We start from the raw sequence: 23061 nt of genomic DNA, 5'->3' as shown, positions 1-23061 counted from the left end.
TCGCTCGTGAGTCCAGAGTCGGTTTGGGTTTTGCTGCGCCCGCATAGTTTAGCCAAACTCGGGGAAAACGGCCGTTTGCAGGCGAGTGGGTGCCGTGCGAGGATATTCACTGTGATATCGACGTGCCCTGATGGGCAGGCCGGAGTAAGCGCTGAAGCACTAACTCCGGGTCGACAGCGTTGCATGGGACCGGAGTAAGTGCTGAAGCACTAACTCCGGGTCGACAGCTTTGCATGGGACCGGAGTAAGCTCTAAAGCGCTAACTCCGGATCGACAGCTTTGCATGGGACCGGAGTAAGCGCTGAAGCGCTAACTCCGGATCGACAGGAGACACAGCATGTGGGACCACACCGAGCATGAAGGCTTCGAGATCTGGGTGCTGCCGATTCCGGCGTTCGGGCCGCGCGCGCCCGAGCCGCTGTTCCACTACAGCGGCTACATCTGCCGCCACGGCGCGGACGCCCATGTCGAAGGGCGCAGCGTGCGCTTTCACGACATGATGCGCAACTACACCGGTCCCGACGCCGCGCTCGACGCAGCCTACGCCGACGCCCGCAAGCGCATCGACCGCTTCCACGCGACGGGGAGCTGGGCCGAGAGCACGGCCTGAGCCTTCAATTTCCCTTTCAGCGGCCGCCCTGCACGATCAGCTTCACGGGCCGCCCTTCGCAGCTTACCTCGCCCGGCAGCGCGAGCGTGCGCCAGCCCGCCGGCTGGCCGGGGGCGCTGAGTTCAGCGACGTCGTCGGGATAGGTCGTGACCACGTTGAACGGCCACGACCCGCGCCGCAGCCGCTCATGGACAAGCGAGCCGACCCAGATCGGCGTGGGCTCCCCGTCGCTCGCATGGCCATCGTCAGTGCCGTTTCCATTGCGCCGCGGCGCGAGCGCATAGCCCGAAGGCCAGAAACGCAGCACGTCGCGGCGGCTGCCCGGCTCGCCCGCGTCGTTCGGCTTCCCGTCGAGGCGCGCGCGGGCGAACACGAGCGGCGAGGGCAGGCCGTTGTTCAGCTTCGGCAGCAGCGGCAGCGACATCACATCCACGTTCGGTGCGACGAGCGATAGCACGCTCCTCACCGAGATCTGCGGACCTTCGGCCCAGCCGGCGTCACGCAGCGCCGTGCGCAGATCGTCGGCGCTCGCTGCCCACTGGATCGTCATCGGCTCGCGGCGCGCGCCTTTCATGTCGAAGCGATAGCACGCAAACGTCCTCCACAGCGAATCGCTCCACTGCATTTGCGAGAGGACGACAGGCGGCGCCGCAGCGGTCGTGGGCGGCGCGGGCGTGCGCCTGGCCGGCACCGTCTGCAGCAGAACGGCGCCGACCAGCACGAGCAGCACGATGGGCGGCACATAGGTGCGCTGCGGCGGCCGCTTGGGGTAGCGCCAGAGCGAGGTGAGCACCACGATCGCCACCCAGATGGCGGCGAAGGCCGCGCCGCCGATGGCATCCGAGAACAGGAAGCGGTCGAAATAGAGCCCCGCGAACGCCACCGCCACGATGATCCCGTTGCCGAGCGCGGCGACGAGCGCGGCCTCCAGCATGCTCGCGCGGCGCACGAGCAGGAACATCACGAAGCCGTAGACGATCACCATCGACGACACGCGGTCGCTCGGGAACACATAGGCCTCGACGGCCTGGCCGCCGCCCGGCGACGTATGGTGGATCACGAAGCGCAGGATGAGGATGAGCAACTGCGAAACGGCCGCGGCAATCATCCAGTAAGCGATGGTGCGCCAACGTCGCTCCAGCACCATCCAGATGCCCACCGTCGCGATGAGCGCCGCGAGCGTCCAGGTGCTGCCGAGCGTTTCGACGCGCGCGAGGGCCGCGTCGGCCCACGTGGTGCGGATCGACTGCAGGAACTGGCGCACGGACTGATCGATCTGCACGAGCGGCGCGCCGCGCAGCAAGTTGCCGAGCACATAGGAAAACACGGCCGCGCACACCGGCACGAGGCCCGTGATCACGATGACGGGGCCGAGCGCGGGCTGCGCGGGGTCGAGCAGGCGGGCGATGCGCTTCGAGGCGCGCCCGGGATGCTGCGCTGCCCACTGCGCCGCGCTGCGGCGCGACGCGCCGGCCCAGTTGTCGATGTGCAGTAGCAGCATGCGCACGAAACGCCAGATGAGCCAGACCGCGAGCGCGACGATGCCGATGACGACCACCAGCCGGAACGACACCGCGCCCGCGAGCTGGAGCGAGGCGCCGAACACGACGCCCGGCACGATATGCGCGGGCGCCCAGACGAGCGCGGAAATCACATTCATCATGAAGAAGCGCATGGGCTTCATGCCGGCCATGCCCGCGACGATTGGCACCACGGCGCGCAGCGGCGCGATGAAGCGCGCGAGGATCACGCTGCGCGTGCCGTGGCTCACGAAGTAGGCGTGTGCGCGCTCGAGAATGGCGGGGTGGCGGCTGAACGGCCACATCTGGGCCAGCGAGCCGCGGTAGCGATGGCCGATCCAGAAGCTGACGCCGTCGCCGGCCACGGCGCCCGCAATCGCGCAGACGAAGAGCCAGCCGAGGTTGATCGTGCCGGTGGCGGCGAACGCGCCGGCAATGAACATCGCCGTGCTGCCGGGAATGAACGTGCCGATGAACGCGAGCGATTCGAGGAAAGCGGCGACCACGACAAAGGCGAGCGTCCACGTCGCGTGCGCGGCGAGCAGGTGCAGCAGATGATCGTAGGCGTGCTCCATGAGCGGGGCGGGTTCGTTTGCTGGGGCTCGCGGGACGGGCGCGAGATCGGGCGGGTGGCGGTCCGCACCGGCCTTGCGCAACTAGCCGCAAGCGGCGTGCGGAACCATCAGGCGCAATATAACCGGGCGCGCGCAACTACGTGCGACACGAGGCCGGGCGGGGCGAAGCGAGGGGGCGAAGGCGGCGGCCGCGTCGCGCGGCGGCGACGCGGAAGGGGGCGCGGCGTATAGCAGGGTGCGCCAGCGAGTCCGGGTACGGCCGTGACGAGGTTCAGATAACGCCCTTCTCCTTCAACCCGGCCAGTTGTTCCGCCGAATAACCGAGCATCGATTGCAGGACCTCCTGCGTGCCTTCGCCCAGTTGCGGAGGCGCGTGCCGCACGGGCAGGCGTTCGCCGTCGAAGCGCCACGGCGGCGCGAGCACCGGCGTCGTGCCGCTTTCGGTATGCGGATGCGGCTGCTGCGTGACGAGCCCGCCACGCGTTGCGCGCGGCGAAAGCAGCGCCTCGCGCAAGCCCGCCACTTCGCCGCACGGAATGCCCGCGCGCGCGAGCCGTTCGAGCAGCAGTTTGCGCGGGCGGCTGCCCAGTTCGCGCGTGAGTTCGGGCGCGAGCGTTTCGCGGTTCTGCCCGCGCAGAATGTTGGTCTTGTAGCGGGCGTCGTCGGCGAGGTCGGCGCGCTCGATCACCTCGCGGCAAAAGCGCTCGAACTGCGCGTTGTTGCCCACGGTGATGACGAGCGGACCATCGGCTGCATCGAACACGCCATACGGCACGATCGACGGGTGCGCATTGCCGTAACGCGGCGGGTCCTCGCCGATCAGCAGCGCTTCGAGGCCGTAGTAAGCGGTAATCATGAGGCCGCAGTCGAACAGCGCCATCTCGATGTGGCGCCCGCGACCCGTGCGCTCGCGCTCGTAGAGCGCGGCGAGCATCGCCTGTGCGGAATACATGCCCGTGAAAAGATCCACGGCCGCTACACCGAATTTGAGCGGCGGCTGGTGGGCTTCGCCGTTCATCGCCATGAGGCCCGTTTCGCCCTGCACGACGAGGTCGTAGCCGGGGCGTGTCGCTTCGGGTCCCGTGCGATCGTAGCCGGAAATCGAGCAATAGATGAGACGCGGATTCTCGGCGCTCAACTGCTCATAGCCGAGCCCGAGCTTTTCCGCGCCGCCGAACTTGAAGTTCTGCACGACGATGTCGCTGGTTTTCGCCAGCTCGCGCACGATCTGCTGGCCTTCGGGCGTTTGCAGATCGAGGGTGATCGAACGCTTGTTGCGATTCACGCTGTTGAAGTACGCAGTCTCCGTCTTGCCGACGCGCACGCCCCAGTCGCGCGTGTCGTCGCCGCGGTCGGGATGCTCGATCTTGACGACTTCCGCGCCGAGGTCGCCGAGCACCATTGCGCTCCACGGCCCGGCCAGCACGCGCGAAAGATCGAGCACGCGCACGCCCGCCAGGGGCAAGCTGCTTTTGTCCGTCTGCATCAACAGGTACTCCTGGTTCGTTGTCGGGGCGACTGTATGCAGTCGCCCCCTCATGGCTCACGCCGCCTCACGCCCCAATGCGATGTAGCGCGCGAGATGATGATCCTCGTCGCCAAGCTGATGATCGATCATCACGAGCCGCTTTGCATAGTGCGCGAGCGGCAATTCCCACGTCATGCCGATGCCGCCGTGCAGCTGGATCGCCTCTTCGGCCACGCGCGCGCCAATACGCCCGATCGTGTACTTGGCGGCCGAAAGCGCACGTTCGCGCTGCGCGCGCGGCGCGTCGAGCGCCGCCACTGCGTTGATGACCGCCGAGCGCGCCTGCTCGATATCGAGCAGCACGTCCGCCATGCGGTGCTGCAGCGCCTGGAAGCTGCCGATGGGCAAACCGAACTGCTTGCGCGTGCGCAGGTAGTCGAGCGTGAAGTCGCGCGCGATCTCCATCGCGCCCACGGCCTCCGATGCGAGCGCGACGATGCCGTATCCGCGTGCATGTTCGAGCGTCGCGAAGCCGCTGCCTTGCGCGCCGACGAGCGCATCGGCATGCACCTTCACGTTGTCGAGCGTCACTTCCGCTGCGCGGCCGCCGTCGATCTTGCGGTAGCCACGCAGGCTCACGCCCGCTGCGTCGCGCGGCACGAGGAAGAGGGAGATGCCTGCTTCGGCGAATGCATCGCCGGAAGTACGCGCCGAAACGAGCAGCACGTCGGCATGTTCGGCGACCTGCACGACGCCCTTCGCGCCCTGCAGCACCCAGCCATCGCCGTTTTTCTCCGCGCGCGTCGCCACGCGTGCGTCCTCGTAATGCGAACCCGGCTCGTCGTGCGCGAGCGCGGCGATTTGCGAGCCGTCGATGAACGATGCGATGCGCGCGCGCTGCGCCTCGCTGCCCGCGTGGGCGAGCGCGCGGCCGACGATCAGCGTGTCGAGGAACGGCTCGACCACGAGTCCGCGCCCGAGCGCCTCGAACACCACCGCGACATCGAAGCCCGCGCCGCCAAAGCCGCCATCGGCCTCGTCGAACAGCGCGCCGATCACGCCGAGTTCGGCGAAGCGCTGCCACATGTCTGCGCTAAAGCCTTCTTCGGAGCGCGCGATTGTATCGCGGGTATTGAAATCGTATTGCTCCGTGATGAAACGATTGAGCGTATCCGCGAGCATGCGGCGGTCTTCTGTGTGCTGGAAGTCCATGGCGTGCCTCTCAAAGATCTCAAAGACCGAGAATCATCTTGGAGATGATGTTCTTCTGAATTTCGTTGGAGCCGCCAAAGATCGACAGCTTGCGGTTGTTGAAGTACTGCGCGGCGGCGCAGGCGGCCTCAATGGGCCCGATTGCCTCGCCCGCATACCCTTCTTCGAGCGCTTCTTCGACGAACGGCGCGGCATACGGCCCCATCGCACGGCGCAGCAGCGAGGAAATCTCCTGGCGGATCTCGGTGCCGCGAATCTTGAGCATCGAGCTTTCCGCACCGGGCACGCCGCCGCCCGCCACGGCAGCGATCACGCGCAGGTTGGTCGTCTTCATGTTCTCCAGATCGATCTCGACCTTTGCGATGCGCGCCGCAAACTGCGGATCTTCTGCAAGCGGCTTGCCGTTGCGCGTGATCTTCTGCGCGGCGCGCTTCAGGCGAGCGAGCGCCGCCACCGAAAAGCCCACGCCGGCGATATTCGTGCGCTCGTAAGTGAGCAGATATTTCGCGTAAGTCCAGCCGCGGTTTTCTTCTCCAACGAGGTTCGCCACCGGCACGCGCACGTCGGTGAAGAACACTTCGTTGACCTCATGTTCTCCGTCGAGCGTGACGATGGGGCGAACCTCGATGCCCGGCGTGTTCATGTCGATCAGCACGAAGCTGATGCCTTCCTGCTTGCGCACGTCGGCGGCGGTGCGCACGAGGCAGAAAATCATGTTCGCGTAGTGGCCGAGCGTGGTCCACGTCTTCTGGCCGTTCACCACATAGTGGTCGCCGTCGCGAACGGCGGTCGTGCGCAGCGAGGCGAGGTCCGAGCCCGCGCCCGGTTCGGAATAGCCCTGGCACCACCAGTCCGAGCCGTCGAGAATGCGCGGCAGCCAGTAGCGCTTTTGCGCCTCGCTGCCGTACTTGATGAGCACAGGCCCGAGCATGTTCACGCCGAACGGCACGATGCGCGGCGCGCCCGCAATCGCGCATTCGTTCTCGAAGATGAACTTCTGTACGGCGCTCCAGCCGGGGCCGCCGTATTCCTGCGGCCAGTGATTCGCGAGCCAGCCTTTTTCGTTCAGGATGGCGTGCCATTGCGCCATGTCGTCGCGCGTGAGGTGCCGCCCATTGCTAACCTTGCTGGCGAGGCGCTGTGGCAGGCGCTCGTTCAGGAACGCGAGCACTTCGCTGCGAAACGCCTCTTCTTCGGCGGTGAATTTCAGGTCCATGTGTGAAAAGCTCCTTCAGGGCACATTCAGGCCGATTGATTGAGGCTCGCGAAATTCTCGCCGCGCTCGACCAGTTCGACGAGCAGCGGCGAAGGACGCCAGAACAGCGGATCTGCCTTCGCATACTCGCGGATATCGGCGAGCACGTTGGCGAGGCCCACGGTATCGGCGTACTTCATCGGGCCGCCGCGATAGCGCGGGAAGCCGTAGCCGTAAAGCAGCGTGACATCGACATCGAGCGGGCGCAGGGCGATCTTTTCATGCACGACGTTCGCGCCTTCGTTGATCATTGCAGCCATGTAGCGGCGCATGATGGCTTCGTCGCTGAAGCTGCGCGGCTCGATGCCGGCGCGTTCGCGCTCGGCGCGGATGATGGACTCGACTTCGGGATCGGGCGTGCCCGTGCGTGCGCCGTCCGGGTAGAGATAGAAGCCGCGGCCCGTCTTCTGGCCGAACCAGCCGCGCTCGCAGATGTGGTCGGCGATCTGCACGTAGCGCGCCTTCGGGTCGCGCGTGGCGGCGCGGCGCTTGCGCGTGGCCCAGCCGATGTCGCCGCCTGCGAGATCGACCACCTGGTACGGGCCCATCGGAAAACCGAAGTCGCGCACTGCCTTGTCGATCTGATAGGGCGAAGCGCCGTCTTCCATCAGATGATCCGCAGCCGTGCGGAACACCGCGAGAATGCGGTTGCCGATGAAGCCGTCGCACACGCCGGCGCGCACCGGCACCTTGCGCAGCTTCTTCGCCAGCTCGAACGCGGTGGCCACGACATCGGCGCTCACCTGCTTCGGCACCACGATTTCCAGCAGCTTCATGATGTTGGCGGGCGAGAAGAAGTGCAGGCCCACCACGTCTTGTGTGCGTTCGATGCTGGCCGCAATGGCGTCGATGTCGAGATACGAGGTGTTGGTCGCGAGCACGGCGCCGGGCTTGCACACGCGGTCGAGTTCGGCGAACACGGCCTGCTTCACGGCCATGTTCTCGAACACGGCTTCGATGACGAGATCGGTGTTCCCGAGCGCGTCGTACGAGGTGCTGCCGCTAAAGCGCGCGAGGATCTGCGCTTTCGCTTCGGGCTTCATGCGGCCCTTGGCGATGAGGCCGTCGTAGACCTTTTCCACATGGGCGCGGCCGCGCTCGAGCGAGGCGTCGTCGCGCTCGATCATCGTCACGGGCAGGCCCGCGTCGAGCACGGCCACGGCAATGCCCGCGCCCATCGTGCCGCCGCCGATCACGCCGACGGTGTCGATCGCGCGCGGCTTCGCGCTCTTCGTTTCTGGGGCCTTCTGCACTTCGCGCTCCGCGAAGAATGCGTGCACGAGACCCGCGCGCTGGGGGCTTTCGAGGCATTCGAGGAACTGCTTGCGCTCGAAGCGCAGCCCTTCGTCGAACGACAGATCGAGCGCGGCCTGCACGCAATCGACGATCTTCAGCGGCGAGAACAGGCCACGCGACTTCTTCGCGGTTTCGGCGCGGGCGGCGTCGATCGCGGCTTGCGCCTGGGCGCGATCGACGAGCGCCTGGGCGTCGCGCGTGCGTCGCACCGGCGCGTGACCCGCGAGCAGTTCCTGCGCGTAGGCCAGGCCTTCGGCGAGAATGTCGTCGCTCGCGCCCACGCGGTCGACGAGGCCCAGCTTGTGCGCTTCCTGCGCGTTCGCGTGACGGCCGCTCAGCATCAGCGAGAGCGCCGCTTCGGCGCCGATCAGGCGCGGCGTGCGTTGTGTGCCGCCGGCACCAGGCAGCAGGCCCAGCTGCACCTCGGGCAGGCCGAGCTTCGCGCCCGCCACGACGAGCCGGTAGTGCGCCGCGAGCGCCACTTCGAGGCCGCCTCCGAGCGCCGCGCCGTGAATGGCGGCGATCACCGGCTTGTGGCAGGCCTCGATGCGGTTGCACACGTCGGGCAGCGCGGGCGGCTGCGGCGGCTTGCCGAACTCGCGGATGTCCGCGCCGGCAATGAAATTGCGCCCCGCGCCGACGATCAGCACGGCCTGCACGGCGTCGTTCGCCTCGGCATGCTCGATGGCGGCGGCGAGGCCGCGGCGCACGTCCACGCCCAGCGCGTTGACGGGCGGATTGTCGACGGTAACGAGCAGCACCTTGCCGCGCAGTTCATGAGTGACGGGGGAGGCGTTCACGGGATCGGATGCCATGGCGATGCTGTCTCCATAATGAGGGCCGGACTGGCGGGCCAGACGGCAATGTTTCATGTTCGCGTCGATTCTCGGCGTGACAGGGGCAATTGACAATCCCATCGCTCGTTGACAGACTGTCAAGGTATTTTTGACAGTGGATGTGCCATGGACGTCAATGCGCTAACCCTGCTCGTCGAAATTCTCGACGCGGGCAACCTCAGCGAGGCGGCGCGCCGGCTCAAGATGAGCCGCGCGAACGTCAGCTACCACCTCAACCATCTGGAGAAGTCGATCGGCCTGCAGCTCGTGCGTCGCACCACGCGCCGTGTCGAGCCGACCGAAATCGGCTTGAAGCTCTACGAGCACGGCCGCGCGATCCAGAACGCGCTGCTCGCCGCGCGTGAATCGGTTTCCACCCTCGGCCAGAGCCTGCAGGGGCGCGTGCGGCTTTCGGTGCCGAGCGGCTACGGGCAGCTCGTGATGTCGGACTGGCTCATCCAGTTCAAGCGGATGTACCCCGGCATCGTGCTCGACGTGATGTTCGAAAACCGCGTGGAAGACCTGCTGCGCGACGAAGTCGATATTGCCGTGCGCGTGATGCACGAGCCGCCGCAGAATCTCGTGGCGCGCGACATGGGGCCGGTGAAGTACATCGCATGTGCCTGTACGGCGTGGGCCGAACAGCACGGCATGCCGCAAACGCTCGAGGATCTGGCGCGTGCGCCCGTCATTACGGCAACGGTGGTGGGGCGGCAATTGCGCCTTGCGGGTTATCTAAACGAGGACCGGCACGAAGTGCTGCTCGAACCCTCGATCATTTCGGAAAACTTTCTATTTCTGCGCCAGTCGATTCTCGCGGGACTCGGCGTGGGTATCGTGCCCGACTACGTGATGCACGACGACATTCGCCAGGGCGCTGCCGTCACGTCGCTCGACGCGTGGCGTTTGAGCATATTCGGCACGCATATGTACATGCTCTATATGCCGAACCGCCACCACACGCGGGCGGCGGCCACCTTCATCGATTACGTGCTGGGCGAGGCCCGCAAAACCGGGCGCGGCGCGGCCGCGTGAGCGGCGCAGGTAGCACGCCGCCACTCGCCGCGCCAGGTGCATGCGCAACCGACTACTGGCCTGTGAGCGTGTTGCTGTACTCCACGGCGGGCTGCGAGGTGTTGCCGCCTTGCGCGACGAGCAGGTGAATCTGGCCCGGCAGGAGCTGCGAGAGCGTACCCGAGATCGGCACGGTCGTAATGAGCCAGTCCGCATTGTTCGCGAGGTTGAAAGAGGACGACTCGTAGATCGCCGTCTTGCTGCCCGCTGCCGTGACGATCGCCACGTAGTTGCCGCCGTTCATATAGATCGAGTCCTGTCCGCTTGCGGGCACGGCGTTCTTGTAGCCCACGGCCGGCAAGGTCGGCTGCACGGCGCTGATATCCGTGCCGGGCGCAACGATGTAGATGTCGAGATTCTGCGCATTGACGGTGGCGTTGAACGCGCGCAGGCGTGCGCTGCTGGAAAGCAGGCCCTTGTCGAACGGATCGTCGATCAGGCCGATGTCGCCGCCCGTGAGTGCGGGCAACGCGAGCACGGTGTACTCGTGACCCTTCGCCACGTCGGCGAAGGCGCCGCTTGCAATCGGCGTGGTCGTGCCCGTGCTTGCATACGAGACGTTGGTGTTGCCGGTGTTGATGTTGGCGAAGTTCGTGACCTGCTTGTACGCGATGTTCGTCTGCAGGGCGCTGCCATTCACCAGAAAATCGACATTCGGGCCGCCGGGGAGCGCATGCACGAAATGTATCTCGGGGTTCTGCACGCCGATTTCCTTGCCGACGTCGTTGCTGCTGCTGCCGCCGCCGCATGCCGTGAGCAGGGCTGCCGCGCTCGCAAAGGCGAGCAGGGTGCGTATCGTCTTCATTGTTGACCTCATTCGTTTCGTTCGAGCTGCACGGTGTACGGCCTCGATTGCGGCCGCGCGTTGTTATCGCGCCCCTGCGCGAGCCGGGACGCCGGCGCGATGCTGCATAGGGGCGATCACGATCAGCAATTGGTGTGCCGTGCGTGGCGATTCGACGCGATGCATGCGCGCGCAACGGGATGAGGGGAGGGGGAGCGATGGGGGGCGGCGCGCGGATGAAGCGTGGCGCGCCCGACTTTTGCGACGTTCGATGGCAGCTTTTACCGGCGGCGCGAAGATCCGCGCCGATATTCAAGCGTCCTGTGCGGAATTGTTGTCCGGGTTCGCGTCTTGCTTGCCGACTGCACTTGCGCCGGCGGCATCCGGCTGTCCGCGTGTGACAGACGAAACGGCGACGCGTTGCTGAATCCCGGCCTTGGAGAGCATATGCGCGCTGATGGGCGCGGTGAGAAACAGGAACGCTGGAATCAGCACTTCGTGCAGGCTCGCGAAATTGTTGTGCGTACTGAAGTACACAACGGAAGCGAGCACGACGCCGCCTACGCCGAGCGTGGTCGATTTGGTCGGCCCGTGCAGGCGCATGTAGAAGTCGGGCAGGCGTGCGAGGCCGATCGCGCCGATCAACGTGAATGCGCTGCCGAGCAGGAGCAGCAAGCAGACAATCGCTTCGATGACGGTTTGCATGGCGAAGCCCTAGTTCAGTTCGATGATGTCGCCGCGCTGCAGGTACTTCGTGAACGCGACGGTTGCCACGAACCCCATGACCGCGATGAGCAGCGCGATTTCGAAGAAGACCGTCGAACGCAGCATGATGCCGTAGACGACGATGAGCGCGATCGCGTTGATATTGAGCGTGTCGAGCGCAACGAGCCGGTCGGGCAGCGAAGGCCCGCGCACGAGGCGCACGAGCGTGAGCAGGAACGCGAGCCCGAGGATCGCGAACGACACCGGAATGACGATGGCTAGCATGCGAAGATCTCCATGAGGGGCGCTTCGTAACGGGACTTGATCAAGGCGACGAGCGCGGCTTCGTCTTCGAGATCGAGCACGTGCACGACGAGGCGCCTGCGGTCGTCGGAAAGCTCGGCGCACAGCGTGCCGGGGCTCAGCGAGACGATGCTGATGAGCGCCGAGAGCGCGATTTCGTGGGTGCTGTCGAGCGGCACGTCGATGAAGGCGGGGCGCAGGCGCTTCGTGGGGCCAAGCACGAGCAATGCGACTTCGAGATTCGCCACGAGGATGTCGTAGAGCACATGCCCGAAGAGCCGTACGAGCAGCCACGGCCTGCCGAAGCGCACGGGCGCGAGCCATAGCCCTTCGCCCACGCGGTAGGCGATGGCGGTCCCGAGCACGAAGCCAAGGAGCAGGTTGCCCGGCGACACGTCGTTCATCAGCAAGACCCAGCATACGAGCAGCACGACGGTGAGCCAGGGGTGTGGAAAGAGCCTCTTGAGCATGTCAGCTTCCTGCGCCCTGTGACGTTTGCGCGGCCTGCGCGGGCAGGATCGCGTGAACGTAGGCTGTGCGGTCGAGCAACTGCGCGGCGGCGGCGTCGAGATACTGCTTGAGCGGGCCGGCAAACACCGTTGCCGCCACCACGCCCGCGAGCAGCAGCGCACACGCGGCGAGCTTTGCGCGGCTGCCGCGCGGCGCGGTGGCGGGTGCGCCGTCGTAGGCGCGTGCAGCGGGTATCGCCCACAACAGGCGTGTGCCGGTACGGCTGAGCGCGACGATCGACAGCAGCCCCGCGACCAGCACGGCGGGCCAGAGCACGACGGCCTGCGCAAGCGGCGTGGCGGCGAGCACCATGGCCTTGCCCAGAAAGCCCGAGAGCGGCGGCAGGCCGACTGCGCCAACGGCTGCCGCGAGATAGAGCGCACCGGCGAGGTTCGAAGGCCAGGGCTTCGGCGCTTTTTCAGGGGCCGTTGCCTTGGGAGCCGTTGCGATCGGCTCGCTGTCTGCTTCGGGTGTGATGGCGGGCGCGGTGGCGTCGTCGAGCGATTCTAGCGAGGCGGGCTCGCGTGTTTCGGTTGCAGCGGGCACGGCCGCCGGATCGCCTGGTTCGGACTCCAGGGTATCGGCGAGCATGAACAGCGCACCCGTGCATAGCGTCGTGCTGATGAGGTAGTACAGCAGCGCGCTCCAGGCGAGCACGGTCTGCAGCGTGACAGCCGCAATCAGCAGGCCGACCGAGACCAGCACGAGAAAACCGGTCGTGGTCTTGAGGCTCGATACCGCGAGCGCGCCGAGCGCGCCATAGACGATCGTCGCAATGGCGAGCCACCACGCCCATTGATGCAGGAACGCGTCCAGTACGCCGCCCGCCGCGCCGAACACGAGCGCGTCGCAGCGAAGCATCGCGTAGATGCCCACCTTGGTCATGATCGCGAACAGCGCGGCCACGGGCCCGATTGCGCTTCGATACGCCTGTGGCAACCAGAACGACATGGGGAAGACGGCGGCCTTCAGGCCGAATACGAGCATGAGCGTCGCGCCCGCGAACTGCGCGAGGGGCAGCGACGCGGGGTCCAGATGCGCAAGCCGCTCGCCCGCATCGGCCATGTTGAGCGTGCCCGTGAGGCCGTACAGCACGCCCAGTGCGATCAGGAAGAACGACGAGCCCACGAGGTTCAACAGCATGTAGTGCAGGCCATTGCGCACGCGGCGGCGGCCGCCGCCATGCAGCAGCAGCGCGTAGGAGGCGATCAGCAGCAGCTCGAAGAAGACGAACAGGTTGAAGAGATCGCCGGCGAGAAACGCGCCGTTCAGGCCCATCAGCTCGAACTGCACGAGCGCGCGATAGTAGCGCCCGCGCCGGACATCGGCGCTCGTGGTGCCGAGCAGGCAGCAACACGCGAGCAGCGCGGTCAGCACGAGCATGAGTGCGCCGAGCCGGTCGATCTGCAACACGATGCCGAACGGCGCGGGCCACGCGCCGAGTGCATAGCCGGCAATCTGTCCTTGCGCCGCGAATTCGGCGAGCGCCGCCGCGATGGGCAGCAGCGCGAGCGTGGCAATCACGTTGATCGCACGCTGCAGGCGCTTCGCGCGCAGCGGCAGCGCAACGATCGCGCCGGCCGCGAACAGCGGAATCAGGATGGGGAGGATGAGAGCGTGATTCATTCGCTGCGCATCTCCAGGCGGCTGCGCTGCGGGTTGTCGCCGTCCACGTGGTCGGTGCCGTCGATCGCGAGCGCGCGCAGCGCGAGCACGACCGTGAAGGCCGTCATGGCGAAGCCGATCACGATCGCAGTGAGCACGAGTGCCTGCGGCACCGGGTCCGCGTACTGTGCCCCCGGCGTGATCACGGGCGGCTTGCCGGTGGAGAGCCGGCCCATGGCGAGCAGGAACAGGTTGATCGCATACGAGAACAGCGTGATGCCGAGGATCACCGGCAGCACGCGCGCGCACAGCAGCAGGTAGAGGCCGCTCGCGCAGAGCACGCCGAGCGTAATGGCGAAGGCGGCTTCCATCAGCTTTTCTCCACGGATTGCATGTCCTTGTCGCGCACGCCGAGGTGCGAGACGATCGTGAGCGTCGTGCCGACCACGGCGCCGAGCACGCCGAGGTCGAACAGCATGGCCGTACTTAGTTCGATTTCGCCGATCAGCGGCACGTGCAGATGGCCGAACGCGCTGGTGAGGAACGGGTGGCCGAGCACGATCGCGCCTACGCCCGTCGCGGCCGCGACGAGAATGCCGAGGCCCGCGAGCCCGCGGTAGTTGATGCGGATGCGCGACTCGGTCCACAGCACGCCGCTCGCCACGTATTGCAGCAGCAGCGCAATGGAGATCACGAGCGAGGCGATGAAGCCGCCGCCTGGCAGATTGTGGCCACGCAGAAAGATGAACACGGCAACGAGCAGAGTGAGCGGCAGCATGAGGCGCGCGAGAATGGCGAGCAGCAGCGGATGCGACTGCGAAGACCACGGCAGGCCGCCCGGGCCCGTATCGGGCGATTTCAGGCGCAGGCCGCGCAGCAGCGCCTTGACGGCGAGCCCCGCCACCACCAGCACGCTGATCTCGACCATCGTGTCGAAGCCGCGGAAATCCACGAGGATCACGTTCACGACGTTGTGGCCGCCGCTGCCCGGCAGCGCGTTCGCGAGAAAGAACTGGCCGACGCCACCGATAGGGGCGCGCGTCATCACGGCATATGCCACGGCGCCGATCAGCGCGCCGCCCGCGAGTGCGAGCACCGCGTTGCGGGTACGTGCGGCTGGAGGCTCCTGCGCGCGCTGCACGACAGGCAAAAAGTAGATGGCGAGCACGAGAAGCAGCACCGTGACCACTTCCACTGAAATTTGCGTGAGCGCGAGGTCGGGCGCGGAGAAACGCACGAACGCGAGTGTGACGAGCAACCCGCAGGTGCTCAGCATCACGAGCGCATAGAGCGTATTGGCGCGCACGAGCACGACGCCTACCGCCATCAACGCCATTAGCACGAGGCCGACGAGCGTCATCGCATCGAGCGGCGCCGAGCGGTATGCGCCGTCCAGCGAGGTAAGCGCGAGGAGCGCCGAGCCCGGCACGATCAGCATCGCCGCAATCATCCACGCGAGATACGCCGGCAGCGAGCGCGTTTCGAAGAGATCGACCACGACGCCCGCGCCTTTTTCGAGCTGCTGCACGAAGCGGTCGAAGCCTTCGCTCGCGTTCATTTCGGAGAGCACCGAACGATGATGGCGGAACGCGTCGCGGCGATAGAAGAACAGCAGCGCGCCGCCCACGAACGACACGCAGCTCATCAGGAGCGGCAGATTGATGCCGTGCCACAAGCTCAGGCTGTACGTGGGCACGCTGCCGCCCAGCGCGAACCATGCCGCGGACTCGAGCATCCTGCCGATGGTCTGCTGCGGCACGAGGCCCACGAGCAGACAGATGACGACGAGAATCTCGACGGGCAGCTTCATGAAACGCGGCGGTTCGTGCGGCGGGTAGTGCGGAAGGTCGTGCGGGGTTTCACCGTCGAAGAACACGCCCCACACGAAGCGCAGCGAATACGCGACCGAGAGCCCCGCCGCGATGACGGCGAGCGCGGGGATGATCCAGTTGAAGTCGCCGAGGAGTCCTTGTGCGAGCGTTTCGCCGAAGAACATCTCCTTCGAGAGGAAGCCGTTGAGCAGCGGCACGCCCGCCATGGCGAGCGATGCCACGGCGGCTAGCGCGGCGGTATGCGGCATGAAGCGGCGCAAGCCACGCAGGCGGCCCAGGTCGCGCGTGCCCGTCTCATGGTCGATGATGCCCGCCGCCATGAAGAGCGAAGCCTTGAACACCGCGTGATTGAAGGTGTGAAAGAGCGCGGCGACGGTGGAGAGCTGCGTGTCGAGGCCGAACAGCAGCACGATGAGCCCGAGATGGCTGATGGTGGAATACGCGAGCAGTCCCTTGAGATCGCGCTGCACGAGCGCCATGGCCGCACCGCCCGTGAGCGTGACGAGGCCGATCAGGCTCGTCACGTAGAAGAACCAGTCGGTGCCTTCGAGCACGGGGTAAAAGCGCGCGATGAGGAAGATGCCCGCCTTGACCATGGTCGCCGAATGCAGGTATGCGGAAACGGGCGTGGGTGCCGACATCGCATGCGGCAGCCAGAAGTGGAACGGGAACTGCGCCGACTTCGTGCAGGCCGCGAAAAGCACGAGCAGGAGAATTGCGGGATACAGCGGATTGCGCTGTACGAGACCCGCATGCGCGAGCACCACATCGAGGTCGTAGCTGCCGCAGACATGGCCAAGCAGCAGCACGGCGGCCAGCAGCGCGAGACCGCCCGCGCCCGTGATGGTGAGCGCCATGCGCGCGCCGCGCCGCGCTTCGGGGCGCGACGGCCAGAAGCCGATCAGCAGGAACGACACGATGCTCGTGAGTTCCCAGAAGATCACGAGCAGCAGCAGGTTGTCCGACAGCACCACGCCGAGCATCGCGCCCATGAAGAGCAGCAGCAGCGCGTAAAGGCGCGGCAGCGACTCGCTGCCCGCGAGGTAGTAGCGTGCGTAGATAAAAACGAGCAGGCCGATTGCGAGCACGAGCAGCGCAAACATGAACGAAAGACCGTCCAGACGCAGAGCGAACGAGAGGCCGAGCTGCGGGATCCAGTCGGCCTGCCAGTGCAGTACGCCATGGGTGGCCATGCCTACACGTTCGCTGCCCAGCAGTCCCAGGCCGAAGAGCGCGGCCGCGAATGCGATCCACGTGCCGCAGGGGGACGCCCAGCGTCCGGCGAGCGGCCCCGCGAACGCGACGAGCGCTGCGGCGACGAACGGTAATACGACGAGCCACCCCATTGCCATTCGACACTCCCCGTGGGTCCGACAGGGCGCCGAGTCGCCGCGCCGCAGTTCACGATCATAGCCGCAAACGGGGACGGAGTTCATTCATGTGGCATCGAGGCGGCCACGGGGTGCCACAGGAAATGACCGTGCGTCAGGTCCTCCGGCCTCGGGGCTCGTCGACGATCTTCACGGGCACGTTCGTCGCCCGCGCGCGCGGGCGACGGCCCTCATCACTTTGTTACGGCGCGTGGCACCGGCAACTCCGCCATCACTGCGGAATCATGCCGGTCAGCACATAGGCCTGAATCAGCGTCACCACGCCCACGACAGCGGCGAAGAACAGGCTATGACGCACGGTGAAGCGGAACAGCGACGACTCCTTGCCGACGAGGCCGGTTGCCGCACAGGCCACCGCGATCGACTGCGGCGAAATCATCTTGCCGCTCACGCCGCCCGAGGTGTTGGCCGCGACGAGCAGGGTATCCGACACGTTGATCTGGTGCGCCGTGGTGTGCTGCAGCGAGCAGAACAGCGCGTTCGACGACGTATCGGAGCCCGTGAGGAACACGCCGAGCCAGCCAAGGAACGGCGAGAAGAACGGGAAGGCTGCGCCCGTGCCCGCAAGCGCGAGCGCCAGCGTGGACGACATGCCCGAGTAGTTCGCGACGAATGCGAAGGCGAGCACGAGACCGATGGACAGCACGGGGCGGCGCAGTTCGCCGAGGGTCTCGAAGAACGCGGCCACGGCGGCGCGCGGCTTCATGCGCAGCAGGATCGCGGAGAGGATCGCGGTGATCATGATCGCGGTGCCTACGGCCGAGAGCCAGTCGAGCTTGAACACGGCTTCGTACGGCTTGGGCGACGCGACGATCGGCGCCGTGCGCACCACGAGCTGATCGAGGCCCGGTACGTGCAGGCTCAGAATCGTGCCCGCGAGCGGACCTTTCGCTGCGAAGAGCGCCTTGAACGGCTTGACGCTCCACACGGTCACGATGGCCGTGAGCAGAATGAACGGCGACCATGCGCGCACGGTCTGCGCGATGCTGAACGGCGACGCCTTGCGGCTCGAAGCCGCCGCACGCGAACCGCCGCCGCCGAAACCGCCCAGCGCAGCGGCGCCGCCGCTCACCTTCACGCTCGTGCCTTGCGTTGCCCGGCGCGGTTGCCACACGTTGAGGAACGCGGCGAGCGCGACGAGGCTCACGAGCGCCGAAGTGATGTCCGGCAACTCGGGCCCGATGTGGTTCGACGTGAAGTACTGCGTAACAGCGAAGCTGCCGCCGGCCACGAGCGCGGCGGGCCACGTTTCCTTCACGCCGCGCTTGCCGTCCATGATGAAGACGAGCCAGAACGGCACGAAGAGCGAGAGCAGCGGCAACTGGCGGCCCGCCATCGCGCCGATCAGGAACGGATCGATGCCCGTCACCTGGCCCGCGACGATGATGGGAATCCCCATCGCGCCGAACGCGACCGGAGCGGTATTGGCGATGAGGCACAGGCCCGCGGCGTAGAGCGGCTCGAAGCCGAGGCCGACGAGCAGCGCCGAGGTGATCGCCACCGGCGCGCCGAAGCCCGCCGCACCTTCGAGGAACGCGCCGAACGAGAAGCCGATCAGCAGCAGCTGCAGGCGCTGGTCGTCGGTGATCGAGAGCACCGAGGCGCGGATGATCTCGAACTGTCCCGTCTTCACGACAATCTTGTAGAGAAACACCGCCGTGACGATGATCCACGCGATCGGCCAGATGCCGTAGGCAAAGCCGAAGCCCGCGGAAATGAGCGCCTGGCGCACGGGCATGCCGTATTCGAAAATCGCCACGGCGAGCGCGAGCAGCAGGGTGATCGCCGCGGCGACATGGCCCTTCATGCGCAGGCCGGCGAGTGCGACGAAGAAGAACAGAATGGGAATGGCGGCCACGAGCGCGGACAGCCACAGACTGCCGAGCGGTGTGTAGATCTGGTACCAGGGTTGCACTACGGTCTCCTCCGATGATGCGGGTAGAAAATTTATGTGATTTCGTCAAGCTTGCTATGAGCGTTATTTCGTAGACCTGACGACATGAGCGCTATTGCGGCTGATCGCGTTCGCGCAGCAGGTCGTGCAGGCTGCGCGGCGCGGGCTTGAGCGGTGTGCGATGCTGCGTCCAGCCCATTTGCTGCGAGGGCGCGAGGCCGCGTAGACGCGTCACGGCCCAGCGCAGCGCACGGTAGGCGCGCGGATGCGCGAACGCGCCGCTCCAGAAGCGCCAGATGAACTGCTCGCTCCTGCTGTGATTCGCGCCCTGGCCGCGCAACGGATGCGCAACGCTCTCCTCGGGGTCGCGGTTCGCCTCGGTGCGAAGGCGCACGAGCAGCTGCGGAATCGGAATGCGCACCGGGCAGACTTCGCCGCACGCGCCGCACAGGCTCGACGCGGTGGGCAGCTCGGCGGTCGCGTCGAGCCCGAGCAGATGCGGCGAAATGATCTTGCCGATCGGCCCAGGGTAGGTCGTGCCGTACGCATGCCCGCCGATGCGCGTGTACACCGGGCAGTGGTTCATGCACGCGCCGCAGCGGATGCATTGCAGCGTGGCGCGCAATTGCTCGTCGGCGTAGGCCTGGCTGCGGCCGTTGTCGAGCAGGACGAGATGCACCTCGCGCGGGCCGTCTTTCTCGCCTTCGCGGCGCGGGCTGCTGATCAGGTTGAAATACGTCGTGATGGGCTGGCCCGTGGCCGAGCGCGTGAGCAGGCTCGAAAGCGGCACGATGTGCTCGAGCTTTGCCACCACCTTTTCCATGCCCATGATCGCGATATGCACGTCGGGCACCGTGGTGGAAAGGCGGCCGTTGCCTTCGTTTTCCACGAGCCAGAGCGTGCCCGTGTCGGCGGCGGCGAAGTTCACGCCGGAGAGGCCGATCTGCGCATCCACGAAGGCGCGGCGCAGCGCGCGGCGGCCCGTTTGAATGAGCGTGTCCACGTCTTCCGTAAAGGGCGTATCGGGAATGTGCGCTTCGAACAAGTGCCCGATATCCCCCTTCGTCTTGTGGATGGCGGGCATCACGATGTGCGAGGGTTTCTCGCCCGCGAGCTGCACGATGTACTCGCCCATGTCCGACTCGATGCAGTCGACGCCGTGCTCGGCGAGGTAATGGTTGAGCTCGATTTCCTCGCTCGCCATCGACTTGCCCTTGATCACGCGTGTGGCCGCGTGACGCTGCGCGATGGCGTGGACGATGCGGTTCGCCTCGTCGGCGGTCTCGGCCCAATGCACCTGAATGCCGTTCGCGCGCAGCTTCGTTTCCAGTTGCTCGAGGAGTTCGGGCAGGCGCGCGAGCGCATGCTGGCGCACGGCTTCGCCGAGGTCGCGCAGGGCTTCGAGTTCGTCCGCCTCGGGGAACTGCGCGGCGCGCTTGCCTTGCAGGAAGTCCATCGCGCCGCGAAAGCTCTTGCGCAGTTGCGGGTCGTCGAGCGCCGTGCGCGCGCGCTGGCGGAATTCCGCAGTCGGGACGAAATGGAGCGTGTTTTCCTGAGAGTTCTGCGTGGTCGTGCTCATTCGGCGGCTCCGTGCTGCGTGCCCGTTGCGCGATCCTCATCGGTCACGAGGACGACCCATAGAGCGCGGGGACCATGCGCGCCGTAGGCGGTGGTCAGCTGGATATCCGAGGTCTTCGAAGGACCCGAGATCATCACGAGATTGGTGGGCATGCCGTCACGCCAGCGCTCCGCGGCCACGGCGGCGTGCAGGTCGGCGTGCAGCGTGTTCGCGTGGATCAGCGCGACGTGCAGCGGCGGCACGAGCGAGACCGTGCGCGGCGCGTTCGCGTCGGGCACGACCACGAGCGTGCCCGTCGCCGCGAGACCCGAGCGCGCGACAGTGAAGCCCGCGTCGACGGTGTCGAAGAGTTCGGCCTTCCACTGCTCGATCGGCTGCGCGTAACTGCGCGCCTGCACGGCGGGCGGGAGTGCCGCCTCGAGCGCCTGGCCTTCGGCGCAGGCGGTGTCGAGCAGCAGGCTGCGCACGCCCGCCGCCGCGAGGCGGTCGGCGAGATCGGCGGCCCACGTTGCGGCGCTCGCGCAGATCACTTCTGCGTGCGCGGCTTCGAGCATGCGCTGGAACTGCGCGATGCGTTCGTTCAAGGCAAGCGGGGCGAGCGCCCGGCGCCCGGTGAAATGCGCGTCGATGCGCGCGTCGAGCGCTTCGAGCGTGGTGGAGGGTGCTGCAGGGGCATGGCCACGCAGGCGTTGCAGCATGCGCGCACGCGCGCTCATCGTATCGACGTTCATGCGGCCTCCCCGCCCGTGCGGCGCCAGAGGAACGAGGCGAGGTGCTCCACGGCGAGCGGCGCGCCCTTGTGCGCTGCCGCGTGGCCGATGTTGAGCAGGCAGCCGCAGTCGGCGGAAACCAGGCGCTCGCAGCCCGTGGCGCAGGCTGAGGCGATCTTGTCGGCGACCATCGCGCCGGAAATGTCCGGGTGCTTGAGCGAGAACGTGCCACCGAAGCCGCAGCATTCCGATTCGCGTTCGTGCTCGATGCGTGTGACGCCCGGCAGCGCATCGACGACTTCGACGCCGTGCACGCGCGTGCCCATCTCGCGCCGCGCGCCGCACGAGGTGTGCAGTACGACGCGCTCGTCGGACTGGCGGACGGCACCCTGTGCGCCATACGCGTCGAAGTCGACGTTCAGCACGCGCACGAGGAATTCCGTGAGTTCGTACACGCGCTCCGAGAGTCCCTCGGCGCGCGCGCCGTTGGCCGCGTCGCCATCGAACAGCGCGGGCCAGTGGTGGCGCATCATGCCCGCGCACGAACCCGAAGGGACGATCACGGGCCAGGGTTTTTCGAAGAGTCCGAGTTGCGCGAGCGCGACCTCGCGCGCCTGGCGCGGGTTGCCGCTGCTGTATGCAGGCTGGCCGCAACAGCTCTGGCTGCGCGGGAAATGGACCGTCAGGCCCTCGCGTTCGAGCAGCTTCACCGCGTCGAGGCCGGCTTGCGGCACGAACAGGTCGACGAGGCAGGTGGCGAACAGATAGACGTCGGTGGGGCGCTCGGTGGGGTATTGCCGTGGCTTCATGTCTCGCTCGGTGTCTTGGCGCGCTTTCGTGCTGCTTTCCCGCGGACCCGAGGCCGGGCGGGTTGAGGACGAGCGCTGGTTTGGGCGCATAATTCCCGCTTCGGGCGAACGGTTCAAACTGGTTGGACCACTTGCCACAAGCTAAAACGAGACTCGGGTATGACAATGAGGGACAGGGCAGTCGCGCGCGGGCGCGTGGAAACCGTGATGCGTCAGATGGAGACGTCGCTGCTCGACGGCACCTGGCGCGCGGGAGCGAAGCTGCCTTCCGAGCGCGTGCTCGCGATGGAATACGACGTGGCGCGCAACACCGTGCGCGAGGCGATCCAGCGCCTGGCCGCGCGCGGCCTCGTGCAGAGCCGGCCGGGCGCGGGCGTATTCGTCACTGACCAGTTGCGCACGGGCTTTGCTTCGCCGTGGGGGCAGCTCGTGGCCGATCATCCGGCCTTGCGTGAAGACATCCTCGAATTTCGCCGCGTGCTGGAAGGCGCGACGGCGTATTTTGCGGCGCTGCGCGCGAGCGACGAGGATCTCGAGCGTATTCGCGCGCTCATGCAGGAACTGGAGCGCACGCGCGAAGTGGACGACAAAGCCGCCGAAGCCGATACCGATGCGAAGCTGCACGAAGTGATCGCGCAGGCCTCGCACAACGCGATGTTTCTGCACTTGCACACGAGCGTGCTGGGCGTGCTGCGCGAGCACATCACGATCAACGGCACGGGGCTGCGCGTGCAGAACGAAGACGCGCCGGACCAGTTGCTGCTGCATCACCGCACGCTGTGCGACGCGATCGTTGCGCGGCGTCCCGAGGAGGCGCGCACGGCGATGCAGACGCACATCGACTTCGTGCGCACGCGGGTGGGAGAGGAGATCGGCTGGCAGGAAATTGGTCCAACCAGTGACGATGCGCCGCGCGCCGCGCCAGCGGCTGCGCAGGCGGCCAAGCCGGCGCGCAAAGCCGCGCGCAAGGTGGCGGGCGGCAGAGAGAAAACGCCAGTGGGCCGTGCCGGGCGCGCGAACGCTGCTAAAGTCGGCTGATCGGGCCGACGGGCCTCATTCCGGGCCGCAGGCAGTCCCAGGCCGCATGAGCAGG

At 66.7% G+C, this 23061-nt stretch carries 18 protein-coding genes and 1 pseudogene; 3 read left to right on the top strand and 16 right to left on the bottom strand.

All coding sequences use genetic code 11. The features are described from left to right. Positions 1 to 337: 337 nt before the first annotated feature. On the top strand, positions 338 to 610 hold the full coding sequence (locus AB3X98_RS31650) for a hypothetical protein (RefSeq protein ID WP_069261746.1): 273 nt from the start codon (positions 338 to 340) through the stop codon (positions 608 to 610). A 16-nt stretch (positions 611 to 626) separates the two neighbouring features. On the opposite strand, the gene AB3X98_RS31645 is transcribed toward AB3X98_RS31650, so the two are convergent. The 5 genes from AB3X98_RS31645 to AB3X98_RS31625 all read right to left on the bottom strand — a co-directional run bounded on the left by AB3X98_RS31645 (position 627) and on the right by AB3X98_RS31625 (position 8751). After that, positions 627 to 2705: a VTT domain-containing protein gene (locus AB3X98_RS31645; RefSeq protein WP_342946711.1), complete on the bottom strand. Its 2079-nt coding sequence runs from the start codon at positions 2703 to 2705 to the stop codon at positions 627 to 629. Positions 2706 to 2976: 271 nt separating this feature from the next. Continuing rightward, entirely contained in the window at positions 2977 to 4191 is a 1215-nt protein-coding gene (locus AB3X98_RS31640) for a CaiB/BaiF CoA transferase family protein (RefSeq protein ID WP_368605739.1), read from the bottom strand. 57 nt (positions 4192 to 4248) lie between these two features. Next, positions 4249 to 5385, bottom strand: a complete 1137-nt coding sequence (locus AB3X98_RS31635; RefSeq protein ID WP_368605738.1) for an acyl-CoA dehydrogenase family protein — start codon at positions 5383 to 5385, stop codon at positions 4249 to 4251. Positions 5386 to 5404: 19 nt separating this feature from the next. After that, positions 5405 to 6601: an acyl-CoA dehydrogenase family protein gene (locus AB3X98_RS31630; RefSeq protein ID WP_368605737.1), complete on the bottom strand. Its 1197-nt coding sequence runs from the start codon at positions 6599 to 6601 to the stop codon at positions 5405 to 5407. Between the two features lie 26 nt (positions 6602 to 6627). Continuing rightward, on the bottom strand, positions 6628 to 8751 hold the full coding sequence (locus AB3X98_RS31625; RefSeq protein ID WP_368605736.1) for a 3-hydroxyacyl-CoA dehydrogenase NAD-binding domain-containing protein: 2124 nt from the start codon (positions 8749 to 8751) through the stop codon (positions 6628 to 6630). Between the two features lie 147 nt (positions 8752 to 8898). Between AB3X98_RS31625 and AB3X98_RS31620 the strand changes: the two genes are divergently transcribed. Continuing rightward, the gene (locus tag AB3X98_RS31620) at positions 8899 to 9807 is read left to right on the top strand and encodes a LysR family transcriptional regulator (protein WP_069261752.1); all 909 of its coding nucleotides are present in this window, start codon (positions 8899 to 8901) and stop codon (positions 9805 to 9807) included. A 52-nt stretch (positions 9808 to 9859) separates the two neighbouring features. Here AB3X98_RS31620 and AB3X98_RS31615 read toward each other — a convergent pair whose 3' ends face one another. The 11 genes from AB3X98_RS31615 to AB3X98_RS31565 all read right to left on the bottom strand — a co-directional run bounded on the left by AB3X98_RS31615 (position 9860) and on the right by AB3X98_RS31565 (position 21968). After that, positions 9860 to 10651: a DUF4397 domain-containing protein gene (locus tag AB3X98_RS31615; RefSeq protein WP_368605735.1), complete on the bottom strand. Its 792-nt coding sequence runs from the start codon at positions 10649 to 10651 to the stop codon at positions 9860 to 9862. Positions 10652 to 10942: 291 nt separating this feature from the next. After that, the gene (locus AB3X98_RS31610) at positions 10943 to 11335 is read right to left on the bottom strand and encodes a Na+/H+ antiporter subunit G (protein ID WP_368605734.1); all 393 of its coding nucleotides are present in this window, start codon (positions 11333 to 11335) and stop codon (positions 10943 to 10945) included. 9 nt (positions 11336 to 11344) lie between these two features. Then, positions 11345 to 11620 carry a K+/H+ antiporter subunit F gene (locus AB3X98_RS31605; protein ID WP_069261755.1) on the bottom strand — a complete coding sequence of 92 codons (276 nt, stop codon included), beginning with the start codon at positions 11618 to 11620 and terminating at the stop codon, positions 11345 to 11347. Then, the gene (locus tag AB3X98_RS31600; protein WP_069261756.1) at positions 11614 to 12108 is read right to left on the bottom strand and encodes a Na+/H+ antiporter subunit E; all 495 of its coding nucleotides are present in this window, start codon (positions 12106 to 12108) and stop codon (positions 11614 to 11616) included. The genes AB3X98_RS31605 and AB3X98_RS31600 overlap by 7 nt, the downstream gene beginning before the upstream one ends. A gap of 1 nt (position 12109) precedes the next feature. Further along, entirely contained in the window at positions 12110 to 13774 is a 1665-nt protein-coding gene (locus AB3X98_RS31595) for a monovalent cation/H+ antiporter subunit D (RefSeq protein WP_368605733.1), read from the bottom strand. Then, entirely contained in the window at positions 13771 to 14124 is a 354-nt protein-coding gene (locus AB3X98_RS31590; protein WP_069261758.1) for a Na+/H+ antiporter subunit C, read from the bottom strand. Before AB3X98_RS31590 ends, AB3X98_RS31595 begins: the two co-directional genes overlap by 4 nt. After that, complete coding sequence (locus AB3X98_RS31585) at positions 14124 to 16937, bottom strand: monovalent cation/H+ antiporter subunit A (RefSeq protein ID WP_368605732.1); 2814 nt, start codon at positions 16935 to 16937, stop codon at positions 14124 to 14126. Before AB3X98_RS31585 ends, AB3X98_RS31590 begins: the two co-directional genes overlap by 1 nt. 250 nt (positions 16938 to 17187) lie before the next feature. Continuing rightward, complete coding sequence (locus AB3X98_RS31580; RefSeq protein WP_368605731.1) at positions 17188 to 18891, bottom strand: lactate permease LctP family transporter; 1704 nt, start codon at positions 18889 to 18891, stop codon at positions 17188 to 17190. A gap of 91 nt (positions 18892 to 18982) precedes the next feature. Further along, the gene (locus AB3X98_RS31575; RefSeq protein WP_368605730.1) at positions 18983 to 20449 is read right to left on the bottom strand and encodes a LutB/LldF family L-lactate oxidation iron-sulfur protein; all 1467 of its coding nucleotides are present in this window, start codon (positions 20447 to 20449) and stop codon (positions 18983 to 18985) included. After that, entirely contained in the window at positions 20446 to 21165 is a 720-nt protein-coding gene (locus AB3X98_RS31570) for a lactate utilization protein C (protein ID WP_368605755.1), read from the bottom strand. The genes AB3X98_RS31575 and AB3X98_RS31570 overlap by 4 nt, the downstream gene beginning before the upstream one ends. An 11-nt stretch (positions 21166 to 21176) precedes the next feature. Next, positions 21177 to 21968 carry a (Fe-S)-binding protein gene (locus tag AB3X98_RS31565; protein ID WP_368605729.1) on the bottom strand — a complete coding sequence of 264 codons (792 nt, stop codon included), beginning with the start codon at positions 21966 to 21968 and terminating at the stop codon, positions 21177 to 21179. 207 nt (positions 21969 to 22175) lie between these two features. On the opposite strand from AB3X98_RS31565, the pseudogene AB3X98_RS31560 reads away from it, so the two are divergent. Continuing rightward, positions 22176 to 22829 (top strand): annotated as a pseudogene (locus AB3X98_RS31560) (FadR/GntR family transcriptional regulator); the annotation flags it as partial. Between the last annotated feature and the right edge of the window lie 232 nt (positions 22830 to 23061).

The sequence above is a fragment of the Paraburkholderia sp. BR14312 genome, assembly GCF_040948675.1.
Lineage (GTDB): Bacteria > Pseudomonadota > Gammaproteobacteria > Burkholderiales > Burkholderiaceae > Paraburkholderia > Paraburkholderia nodosa_A.
The sequence above is the reverse complement of the archived record's forward strand: the minus strand, read 5'-3'. Positions and strand labels throughout refer to the sequence as shown.

What these genes read in the sequence shown, in the direction of transcription:
- AB3X98_RS31650 (WP_069261746.1), top strand. Translation starts at nt 338, where the DNA reads ATGTGGGACCACACCGAGCATGAAGGCTTCGAGATCTGGGTGCTGCCG.
- AB3X98_RS31645 (WP_342946711.1), bottom strand. Translation starts at nt 2,705, where the DNA reads ATGGAGCACGCCTACGATCATCTGCTGCACCTGCTCGCCGCGCACGCG.
- AB3X98_RS31640 (WP_368605739.1), bottom strand. Translation starts at nt 4,191, where the DNA reads ATGCAGACGGACAAAAGCAGCTTGCCCCTGGCGGGCGTGCGCGTGCTC.
- AB3X98_RS31635 (WP_368605738.1), bottom strand. Translation starts at nt 5,385, where the DNA reads ATGGACTTCCAGCACACAGAAGACCGCCGCATGCTCGCGGATACGCTC.
- AB3X98_RS31630 (WP_368605737.1), bottom strand. Translation starts at nt 6,601, where the DNA reads ATGGACCTGAAATTCACCGCCGAAGAAGAGGCGTTTCGCAGCGAAGTG.
- AB3X98_RS31625 (WP_368605736.1), bottom strand. Translation starts at nt 8,751, where the DNA reads ATGGCATCCGATCCCGTGAACGCCTCCCCCGTCACTCATGAACTGCGC.
- AB3X98_RS31620 (WP_069261752.1), top strand. Translation starts at nt 8,899, where the DNA reads ATGGACGTCAATGCGCTAACCCTGCTCGTCGAAATTCTCGACGCGGGC.
- AB3X98_RS31615 (WP_368605735.1), bottom strand. Translation starts at nt 10,651, where the DNA reads ATGAAGACGATACGCACCCTGCTCGCCTTTGCGAGCGCGGCAGCCCTG.
- AB3X98_RS31610 (WP_368605734.1), bottom strand. Translation starts at nt 11,335, where the DNA reads ATGCAAACCGTCATCGAAGCGATTGTCTGCTTGCTGCTCCTGCTCGGC.
- AB3X98_RS31605 (WP_069261755.1), bottom strand. Translation starts at nt 11,620, where the DNA reads ATGCTAGCCATCGTCATTCCGGTGTCGTTCGCGATCCTCGGGCTCGCG.
- AB3X98_RS31600 (WP_069261756.1), bottom strand. Translation starts at nt 12,108, where the DNA reads ATGCTCAAGAGGCTCTTTCCACACCCCTGGCTCACCGTCGTGCTGCTC.
- AB3X98_RS31595 (WP_368605733.1), bottom strand. Translation starts at nt 13,774, where the DNA reads ATGAATCACGCTCTCATCCTCCCCATCCTGATTCCGCTGTTCGCGGCC.
- AB3X98_RS31590 (WP_069261758.1), bottom strand. Translation starts at nt 14,124, where the DNA reads ATGGAAGCCGCCTTCGCCATTACGCTCGGCGTGCTCTGCGCGAGCGGC.
- AB3X98_RS31585 (WP_368605732.1), bottom strand. Translation starts at nt 16,937, where the DNA reads ATGGCAATGGGGTGGCTCGTCGTATTACCGTTCGTCGCCGCAGCGCTC.
- AB3X98_RS31575 (WP_368605730.1), bottom strand. Translation starts at nt 20,449, where the DNA reads ATGAGCACGACCACGCAGAACTCTCAGGAAAACACGCTCCATTTCGTC.
- AB3X98_RS31570 (WP_368605755.1), bottom strand. Translation starts at nt 21,165, where the DNA reads ATGAGCGCGCGTGCGCGCATGCTGCAACGCCTGCGTGGCCATGCCCCT.
- AB3X98_RS31565 (WP_368605729.1), bottom strand. Translation starts at nt 21,968, where the DNA reads ATGAAGCCACGGCAATACCCCACCGAGCGCCCCACCGACGTCTATCTG.